At 55.0% G+C, this 8,982-nt stretch carries 11 protein-coding genes; 3 read left to right on the plus strand and 8 right to left on the minus strand.

The features are described 5' to 3' along the window. Positions 1–7: 7 nt before the first annotated feature. The 3 genes from ACZAHD_RS09895 to ACZAHD_RS09905 all read right to left on the minus strand — a co-directional run bounded on the left by ACZAHD_RS09895 (position 8) and on the right by ACZAHD_RS09905 (position 1,507). Positions 8–454, minus strand: coding sequence for a YcgN family cysteine cluster protein (locus ACZAHD_RS09895; RefSeq protein WP_434640252.1), 447 nt, complete (start codon positions 452–454; stop codon positions 8–10). A gap of 94 nt (positions 455–548) precedes the next feature. Then, entirely contained in the window at positions 549–1,208 is a 660-nt protein-coding gene (locus ACZAHD_RS09900; RefSeq protein WP_462456606.1) for a fumarylacetoacetate hydrolase family protein, read from the minus strand. Positions 1,209–1,225: 17 nt separating this feature from the next. Then, positions 1,226–1,507: a YcgL domain-containing protein gene (locus ACZAHD_RS09905; protein ID WP_462456614.1), complete on the minus strand. Its 282-nt coding sequence runs from the start codon at positions 1,505–1,507 to the stop codon at positions 1,226–1,228. Positions 1,508–1,633: 126 nt separating this feature from the next. On the opposite strand from ACZAHD_RS09905, the gene minC reads away from it, so the two are divergent. Genes minC through minE form a run of 3 tightly spaced genes read left to right on the plus strand, consistent with a single transcriptional unit; the run spans position 1,634 to position 3,441 of the window. Continuing rightward, positions 1,634–2,332 carry a septum site-determining protein MinC gene (gene minC, locus ACZAHD_RS09910; protein ID WP_462456615.1) on the plus strand — a complete coding sequence of 233 codons (699 nt, stop codon included), beginning with the start codon at positions 1,634–1,636 and terminating at the stop codon, positions 2,330–2,332. 23 nt (positions 2,333–2,355) lie between these two features. Continuing rightward, the gene (minD, locus tag ACZAHD_RS09915; protein ID WP_462456607.1) at positions 2,356–3,168 is read left to right on the plus strand and encodes a septum site-determining protein MinD; all 813 of its coding nucleotides are present in this window, start codon (positions 2,356–2,358) and stop codon (positions 3,166–3,168) included. A 3-nt stretch (positions 3,169–3,171) separates the two neighbouring features. Then, positions 3,172–3,441, plus strand: coding sequence for a cell division topological specificity factor MinE (gene minE / locus ACZAHD_RS09920; protein WP_462456608.1), 270 nt, complete (start codon positions 3,172–3,174; stop codon positions 3,439–3,441). 83 nt (positions 3,442–3,524) lie between these two features. Here minE and rnd read toward each other — a convergent pair whose 3' ends face one another. The 5 genes from rnd to ACZAHD_RS09945 form a co-directional block, all read right to left on the minus strand. Beyond that, entirely contained in the window at positions 3,525–4,640 is a 1,116-nt protein-coding gene (gene rnd / locus ACZAHD_RS09925) for a ribonuclease D (RefSeq protein ID WP_462456616.1), read from the minus strand. 81 nt (positions 4,641–4,721) lie between these two features. After that, complete coding sequence (gene fadD, locus ACZAHD_RS09930; RefSeq protein WP_462456609.1) at positions 4,722–6,407, minus strand: long-chain-fatty-acid--CoA ligase FadD; 1,686 nt, start codon at positions 6,405–6,407, stop codon at positions 4,722–4,724. Positions 6,408–6,614: 207 nt separating this feature from the next. Then, positions 6,615–7,196 (minus strand): Slp family lipoprotein, encoded by a 582-nt coding sequence (locus ACZAHD_RS09935; protein WP_462456610.1) that lies wholly within the window; start codon positions 7,194–7,196, stop codon positions 6,615–6,617. A 38-nt stretch (positions 7,197–7,234) separates the two neighbouring features. Beyond that, entirely contained in the window at positions 7,235–7,930 is a 696-nt protein-coding gene (gene tsaB, locus ACZAHD_RS09940) for a tRNA (adenosine(37)-N6)-threonylcarbamoyltransferase complex dimerization subunit type 1 TsaB (RefSeq protein ID WP_462456611.1), read from the minus strand. A 67-nt stretch (positions 7,931–7,997) separates the two neighbouring features. After that, the coding region (locus ACZAHD_RS09945; protein WP_462456612.1) for an ATP-dependent DNA helicase at positions 7,998–8,982 on the minus strand (985 nt) is incomplete at its 5' end.

Genomic DNA, 8,982 nt, shown 5'->3' on the forward strand with positions numbered 1-8,982 from the left:
CCATGTCTCACTGCGCCCAGTCGGGCTTATTTAAAATGTGATCCTGCCAGTCGCGCACCGTCTCTTCTTTTACCGCAATATGGCGTACGGAGATGCGTTCGCCGTGCATCGCCGCTTTCGAGCCGCTCAGCAGCGGGTGCCAGTGCGGCAGAGGCTGCCCTTCCGCCAGCAGACGATAGGCGCAGGTCGGCGGCAGCCATTCGAACGTCGGCAGATTGTCGCGCGTCAGTTTGATGCAGTCCGGCTCATACTCGAAACGTCGTTCATAGTTACGGCACTGGCAGGTTTTAATATTTAACTGACGACAGGCGACGTTGGTGAAATAGATCTCATCCGTATCCTCATCCATCAGCTTATGCAGGCAGCACTGTCCGCAGCCGTCGCACAGTGATTCCCACTCCGCGTCGGTCATTTCATCAAGTGTTTTTTGCTGCCAGAAAAGTTGTTCGCTCATAGGGGATATCCGTCATTGCCATTCAGGGTGCACCTTATAACCAGTCTGGCACGCTGATGCAAGTTTTGCCGCCAGCAAAGGCGGCAAAAGGACGTTAAAGCACGCGGGTGGACAACGTCAGACCATTAAAACCGACTTCCAGCTCATCGCCGCTGCTCAGCGGTCCGACACCTTCTGGCGTGCCGGTCAGGATGATATCACCGGCTTTAAGCGTAAAGAAACGCGACATATAGGCAATCAGCGGAACGATTTTATGGATCATATCGGCCGTCGTTCCCTGCTGGCGAACGTTGCCGTTCACTTTCAGGCTCAGCGGGGTATTTTGCAGGTCGCTATGAAATTCTGCCGCCGGAATAAAACCGGAAACCGGGCAAGAATTATCAAAGCTCTTGGCTTTTTCCCACGGCTGGCCGGCTTTTTTCATCTTACTCTGCAGATCGCGCAGAGTAAGATCCAGCGCCACGCCGTAGCCCGCGATCGCTTTCAGTACGTGTTCTTCCGTCGCCTGACGCAGCGTGCCGCCAATCAACACCGCCAGTTCGACTTCATGATGCACCGAACCCAGTCCTTCGGGGAGTACCAACGGCTGGCGGATATCGCATAGCGCCGTCTCAGGTTTAATAAACAGCACCGGTTCTTCCGGCATTGCACTGCCCATTTCCTTAATGTGATTTGCATAATTGCTGCCGACGCAAACGACTTTACTTACCGGATAATCCAGTAATGCTCCCTGCCAGTTATGATGTTGATACATTATTTCCCCTCAGTGGGTTAATCAGATGTTTTCCCCTGTTCCGCCAGGTGTTTCTTCAGTAGATTCTCAGTCGGAGGAGGAAGTTGAAGATAGTAGCCCTGATCAATCAGCGACTGTTTGACTTTTTCCAGATCGGCACCGGCAAGCTTCTTCTGTCCGTCGAGCGGTAAAAGCATGGTCATCTGCGGCGTACCGAAGTTTGCCATCAGTTCGCCAGGAACGCGTGAGAAATCGTCCCTTTTTTCAACATATAAATAGGTTTGCTCGCGTTTAGTACTTCGATAGATCACACAAAACATAGTTTTACTCGGAATTAGACCCGTGGTCACTTGCCTCAATATATGAGTGACTATAACATGCCTTTTAGTCTTCGGAATATCACCGCACTTCGGCGGGTGATAAACAGCAAATTGAGTAAGGCCAGGATGTCAAATACGCCAATCGAACTTAAAGGCAGTAGCTTCACCTTATCTGTCGTTCATTTGCACGACGCAAATCCCGAGGTTATTCGTCAGGCGTTAGAAGACAAGATCGCCCAGGCTCCCGCTTTTTTACGTCACGCTCCGGTCGTTGTGAATATCAGCAACGTCGAAAACGACGTTGACTGGCACCCTATGCATGAAGCCATTGTGAGCACCGGTTTACGAATCATGGGCGTGAGTGGGTGCAAAATCCCGCGGCTCAAAACGGAAATCGACCGCACCGGGATTCCTTTACTGACGGAAGGGAAAGAAAAAATACCCCGCCAGATGCCACCAGAGCCGGTTGCGCCGCCGCCAGTTGTTAATCCGATCACAAAAACGCGTTTAATTGATCTGCCGGTACGTTCCGGTCAGCGCATTTATGCACCAAACTGTGATCTCATTGTTACAAATCATGTGAGTGCCGGTGCGGAACTTATTGCAGATGGTAACATCCATGTTTATGGAATGATGCGGGGACGTGCTCTCGCGGGCGCAGGCGGCGACAGAGAAGCGCAGATATTTTGTTCACACCTCACGGCGGAACTGGTTTCCATCGCTGGGGAATACTGGCTGAGTGATAATATCCCGGCCGAATTTTATGGCAAAGCGGCCCGCCTGCGTCTGGGTGATACCGCTTTGACTATTCAACCGTTGAGTTAGTCCCTTTTTAACAAGGAATTTCTATGGCACGCATTATTGTTGTGACTTCGGGTAAAGGGGGCGTTGGCAAGACCACCTCCAGCGCGGCCATCGCTACCGGTTTGGCCCAGAAGGGAAAGAAAACCGTCGTTATCGATTTTGATATCGGTCTGCGTAACCTCGACCTGATTATGGGCTGCGAGCGTCGGGTGGTTTATGATTTCGTCAACGTGATTCAGGGCGATGCCACGTTGAATCAGGCGTTAATCAAAGATAAACGCACCGACAATCTCTATATCCTCCCCGCTTCCCAGACGCGTGATAAAGATGCGCTGACCCGTGAAGGTGTCGATAAAGTTCTCGAAGAACTGCAAAAGATGGACTTCGATTTTGTGATCTGCGATTCCCCTGCGGGCATCGAAACCGGCGCGCTAATGGCGCTCTATTTTGCCGACGAAGCCATCATCACCACCAACCCGGAAGTCTCCTCCGTGCGTGACTCCGACCGAATCCTCGGCATCCTCGCCTCCAAATCCCGCCGCGCGGAAAATGGCGATGAGCCGATCAAAGAACACCTGCTGCTAACGCGCTACAACCCTGGACGGGTGAACAAAGGCGACATGCTGAGCATGGAAGATGTTCTGGAAATCCTGCGTATTAATCTGGTCGGCGTTATCCCGGAAGATCAGTCCGTACTGCGGGCGTCAAACCAGGGTGAGCCGGTTATCCTGGATAACGAATCAGATGCAGGCAAGGCCTATGCCGATACGGTAGAACGTCTGCTCGGAGAAGAACGTCCTTTCCGCTTCATTGAAGAAGAGAAGAAAGGTTTCCTCAAACGCCTGTTCGGAGGATAAATTATGGCATTACTCGACTTTTTTCTCTCGCGGAAAAAGAACACGGCCAACATTGCGAAAGAGCGCCTGCAAATCATCGTCGCGGAGCGTCGTCGCAGCGATGCTGAACCGCATTATCTGCCGCAGTTACGCAAAGATATTCTGGAAGTGATTTGTAAGTATGTACAAATCGACCCGGAAATGGTCAGCGTTCAGCTGGAACAACGGGATGGCGATATTTCGATTCTGGAGTTGAACGTGACTTTGCCAGAAACGGAAGAGTCGAAACCCTGACCCGAATGAACCCGACAGTCTTGCGCGGTCGGGTTCATTGGCGTCGTGGCCCGGATACTCTTGCCCGGGCTTTTTGCTGCGGCTTAGCGCGGATATTCGCTTAACAACGCCTGTAGACGCTCGGCCATCAGGTCGCTTCGCCAGCCGGAAATCAGCTCAGGTCGACCGTTTGCCCTTTTCAACTGCCAGTGCCAGTTCAGCAGTTGGTTAATCTGCCGTCTTGATGCCAGCAACTCTGCACTCAGCCCCTTCTCGGTACTCACTTCCTGCACCAGCGCTTTAATCTCTTTAAAGACTTTGCGGTAGCCCGGCATATCAACCAGGTTTTGCAGCGGCTCCGGCAGTGCCTCTTCAGGCAACGCCTGGGCTTTCTCTACCAGGCTTATCAGCGTCTTGCCGTGAAAACGAATTTCGCTGCCGGACAGGCCGAGGCTATCAAGTTCCCCCAGACTCCCCGGCATATAGCGCGCTACGTTCCACAAATGCTCTTCGCGCACGACAAAATTAACCGCCATATCGCGATCGCGCGCCTTACGTAAGCGCCACTCTGCCAGCAGTTGCAGGCAGCCCAGCTGACGGGTGCGCAGTTGCCAGGCGTTACCGATATCACGCCACGCCTGCGCCGGGTCCTGCACTTCCTGACGACGTTGCTGCATCAGACGGCATTCGTCCAGCGCGGCCTCCAGCCACCCTGCGGCTTCAGTTTCTGCCATGAGCTTGCTGGCGATCGGCAAAAGATACCAGACATCGGCCGCCGCATAGTCACACTGACGCGGGGTCAGCGGACGAGCCAGCCAGTCGGTGCGCGACTCGCTCTTATCCAGCGCAATGCCGGTATACTCTTCCACCATCGAGGCAAATCCCCATGACATCGGGCGACCGCAAAAAGCGGCCAGAATCTGGGTATCAATCAACGGCTGCGGCATCAGGTTAAAGGTGTTGAGGAACACTTCCAGATCTTCACTGCCAGCGTGCAGGTACTTGGTGACGTCCTTGTTCAGCAGCAGCTCACGCATCGGCGCCCAGTCGGTTATCTCCAGCGGGTCAATCAGCGAAACCTGTTCACCGTCAAACAACTGGAGCAGGCCCAACTGCGGGTAGTAGGTGCGGGTGCGGACAAACTCTGTATCCAGCGCAATCGCGGGTGCCACGTTTGCCGCTTCACAGATGGCGCGAAGACCATCGTCGGTGGTGATCATCTGATAGTTCAAATCATGCTCTCTTAACTTGCGCCCATAAAAAACGCCGGCTTAGCCGGCGTCTGGCGACTCTCGTATACCTTAGGCTTTATTGTCTACTTTAGCGCGAGCTTCGTCACGCAGTTCTCGCCGTAAAATTTTTCCAACATTGGATTTCGGCAGTTCATCACGGAATTCAACCAGTTTCGGCACTTTATATCCGGTCAGATGGCGGCGGCAGAAGGTGATCAGTGCCTCTTCGGTCAGCGCCGCGTCTTTCCTCACAACGAAAATTTTCACCGCTTCACCGCTGCTGCCCGACGGGACGCCGACGGCAGCCACCTCCTGAACGCCCGAATGCTGCATCACCACATCTTCAATTTCGTTGGGATAGACATTAAACCCGGAGACCAGAATCATATCTTTTTTGCGATCGACGATGCGCAAAAAGCCTTCATCGTCCATCACCGCAATATCGCCGGTATGCAGCCAGCCGTCTTTGATGATCTCTGCGGTCGCATCAGGACGCTGCCAGTAGCCCAGCATGACCTGCGGCCCTTTGACACACAGCTCGCCAGGTATTCCCGGCGGCACTTCATTATCATCATCATCCACCAGCTTCGCTTCGGTCGACGGAACCGGCAAACCGATGCTGCCGCTGTGGTAGTCAATATCATGGGGGTTAACGCTGACCAACGGAGCGCATTCCGTCAGGCCATAGCCCTCCAGCAGATACTGGCCAGTGAGCTTAACCCACCGCTCGGCCACCACCTGCTGCACCGGCATACCACCGCCAGCGGAAAGATGCAGAGAAGAGAAATCGAGCTGCTGAAACTCTTTGTTGTTGAGCAAGGCATTGAACAGCGTATTGACCCCGGTCATCGCGGTGAACGGGTATTTTGCCAGCTCCTTTACCAACCCCGGAATATCACGCGGGTTGGTAATCAGCAGGTTCTGGCCGCCGAGTTCAATGAACAGCAGGCAATTCATGGTTAGCGCAAAAATATGGTACAGCGGCAGCGCCGTCACAACAAACTCTTTCCCACGATGCAGCAGCGGCCCGTAGGTGGCATTCACCTGTTCAAGATTAGCCAGCATATTGCGATGGGTAAGCATTGCCCCTTTCGCCACGCCGGTGGTGCCACCGGTGTACTGCAGGAAAGCCAGATCGGCACAGACAATGTCCGGTTTAACGTACTGCATACGGTAACCGGTATGTAGCGCACTGCGGAAAGAGATAGCATCGGGGAGGTGATACTTCGGCACCAGACGCTTGATGTACTTCACCACGAAATTCACCAGGGTGCCTTTGGCTGTTGAAAGTTGATCGCCCATCCGGGTCAGGATCACATGCTTCACCAGGGTTTTGTCGACCACTTTCTCCAGGGTGTGGGCGAAGTTGGAGACGATCACAATCGCCGCCGCCCCGCTGTCATTCAACTGATGTTCAAGCTCGCGCGGCGTATACAGCGGGTTGACATTCACCACAATCATCCCCGCGCGCAGAATACCGAAGAGCGCAATGGGGTATTGCAACAGGTTAGGCATCATCAGTGCGACGCGATCGCCCTTTTGCAGCCCCAGCCCCTGCTGGAGATAAGCAGCGAATGCCCGGCTGCGCTCCTCCAGCTTACGGTAGGTCATCACCTCGCCCATGTTGATAAACGCCGGTTGGTCGGCGTAGCGCGTGGCGGCATGTTCAAATACTTCAACCAGGGATTGGTAGCGGTCAGGATTTATCTCCGCCGGAACATCGGCGGGATAGCGATTTAGCCAAACCTTTTTCACTGCATCACCTCTGAAATAGTTATTCGTCGTCATCACAGCCCCTGATCAACAAACATTTTGTTAACATTATATTAACTCAGCGTACCAGTTTATTAATTAGCCGTTTTACAGGTTGCGAAGCGCGTCACTATTTATTTTTCTTATCAGTCCAAAAATAAAGAAACAGCGGACAAGCCGCTGTTTCTTTTAGCTTACAAAACTACAAAATCATTCAGTTACAACACTTCTGACTTCCGCAGGACCCGGGTTGTACCAGCCCCAGCCGCCATAACCGTAAGCCCAGGGGCGCGGGCCGAGCATCCACGGGTCGATCGGTTGCGGCGGCATTATCACCTGCTGCACGACGTTCCAGCGCTTATAGCCGGTCGCATTCATCAGCATAAATTTGTACGCTGTGCTGCCGATTTTTCCGTCAACGACGCCGGTAATCGGGCCAACGACGGTCACCAGTTGGCCGCGGTAATCAACCGGGTCGAGGAAACCGTTCACATCGGCAAAGATGCGTCCGCGTGACGCTTCGTTCAGCTCAGGCCGGGCGCCGCTGTCCAGCGGAACAGTAGCGATTTCCAGGCGGGTTTTCCCCTGTTGATTCTGGATGTTGACGACTTTACCGCCGAAGCGGGCTTCCTGGCCAACATAGAGCTGTGGCGCCGCCATGACCCGGACTAAATCTTGCTGCGGCGTCGGGCTGGAGCCTTTAATCACGTCCGGCACCGACACGCATCCACTTAACGCGACGGCAACGGCGCCCGCGAATAACCAACGTACTGCTTTGTTTTGACCCGCCATGATACGACTCCTTCTCTCAGTCTTATGTTTACTGAGATTCATCCTCGGCCAGGAAGTTTCTTCCACGCCACGTCGTTACGCAAATAAACCGGTTCAGCTTTGTCTACGGCAACGATTTTCCCGGCAGCGAGCAGATAGCAAGCCAGCGGCAGCATGTCTTCCGCCGCCGGCAGCGTCATCTCGCCGTCGCTTAAGACCAGCCCTGTCTCCTTCGTCAGGTCGGGCCAGGCTTGCCAGCCGGTCCCTACCGTTGCCCAGCGACCGTCCAGTTGTTGCAGACGTTCACGAACGGCATCAGGCTTCAGCACCGCTTCGCTCTCTTCGCCGTGCCAGACTCCCTGCTCATCGCGCTGATATTCAGCCCAGTACACTTCGCCCATTCGGGCGTCGATGGCTGCCAGCACGCGGGTTGCCCCGGTTTTACGCCAGGCGCCCTGCGCCATGGTGGCCAGGGTCGATATGCCAATCATCGGCAGTTCAGCCCCCAGCGCCAGCCCCTGAGCAATGCCAATGCCAATGCGCACGCCGGTAAAACTGCCTGGTCCGCGGCCAAAGGCCAGCGCATCCAGATCGGTCAGTGACACATTGCTTTCGTGCAGGAGATCCTGCACCAGCGGCAGAATACGTTGGGTATGTTCGCGGGGACAAATTTCGAAATGAGCACAAAGGGTGCCATCATTCCACAGCGCCGCGGAGCAGGCCTCCGTGGCGGTATCGATAGCCAAAATTCGCATGAGTTGTCGCGTTCTCGCTCTAGCAGATTGACAAAATGGCGCGCAGCTTACCATATTTTGCGCCAGATTACCTTGCCGGCGGCACCGAGAGGAAACGCACCGCCCGGCGGATATCGCGGGTTCGCGGCGCGGGCGGCAGGCTGGCGAGGAAGACGGCGCCATAAGGGCGCATCACCAGCCGGTTGTCGCAAATCACCAGCACCCCGCGATCGTCAATATCGCGGATCAGACGCCCGACCCCTTGTTTCAGCGTAATGACCGCATCCGGCAGTTGGACTTCGTCAAACGGATCGCCGCCGCGCAGGCGACAGTCTTCCATGCGCGCTTTCAGCAGCGGATCGTCTGGTGAGGTAAACGGCAACTTATCAATAATCACTAGCGATAGCGCATCGCCGCGCACATCCACCCCCTCCCAAAAGCTGCTGGTCGCCACCAGCAGAGCGTTGCCGGCACTGACAAACTGCTGCAACAGTTGCCCTTTACTGGTTTCCCCCTGTAACAGAACCGGTAAGGTCATAGTGGCGCGGAACTGCTCCGCCAGATCGCGCATCATCGCGTGCGAGGTGCACAGCATAAAGCAGCGGCCGTCGTTAGCTTCAATCAGCGGTTTGAGCATCGCGGCCAGATGTCGCGCGGCGCCGGGCTGATTCGGCAGCGGCAGATTGCGCGGCACACAGAGCAGCGTCTGATGCGCGTAATCAAACGGGCTGGGTAGCAACAGCGATTCGGCCTCTTCAATGCCAAGGCGCGCGGTGAAATGACGCAGATCGTCGTTGACCGACAGCGTTGCGGAGGTAAAAATCCAGCTCCCCGCCTTCTGCGCCATCACCTCCTTAAATTTTTCGGCCACCGTCAACGGCGTCAGCGCCAGGGTAAAGTGGCGGGAAGTGCATTCGTACCAGTAGCTGAAGCCCGGCTGGTTGATCTCTTTCAGCCGCTTCAGCCGCGCCCGATAGAGCGTCGCGCGTTCAAAGGCGGCATCAAGCAGCGCCGAGCGTCCCAGAGACAGTTTTGCCACGTCATAGCACAGCTCCAGCGCATCATCGAGCAGT

Source organism: Raoultella sp. (assembly GCF_039594335.1).
Taxonomy (GTDB): Bacteria; Pseudomonadota; Gammaproteobacteria; order Enterobacterales; family Enterobacteriaceae; genus Klebsiella.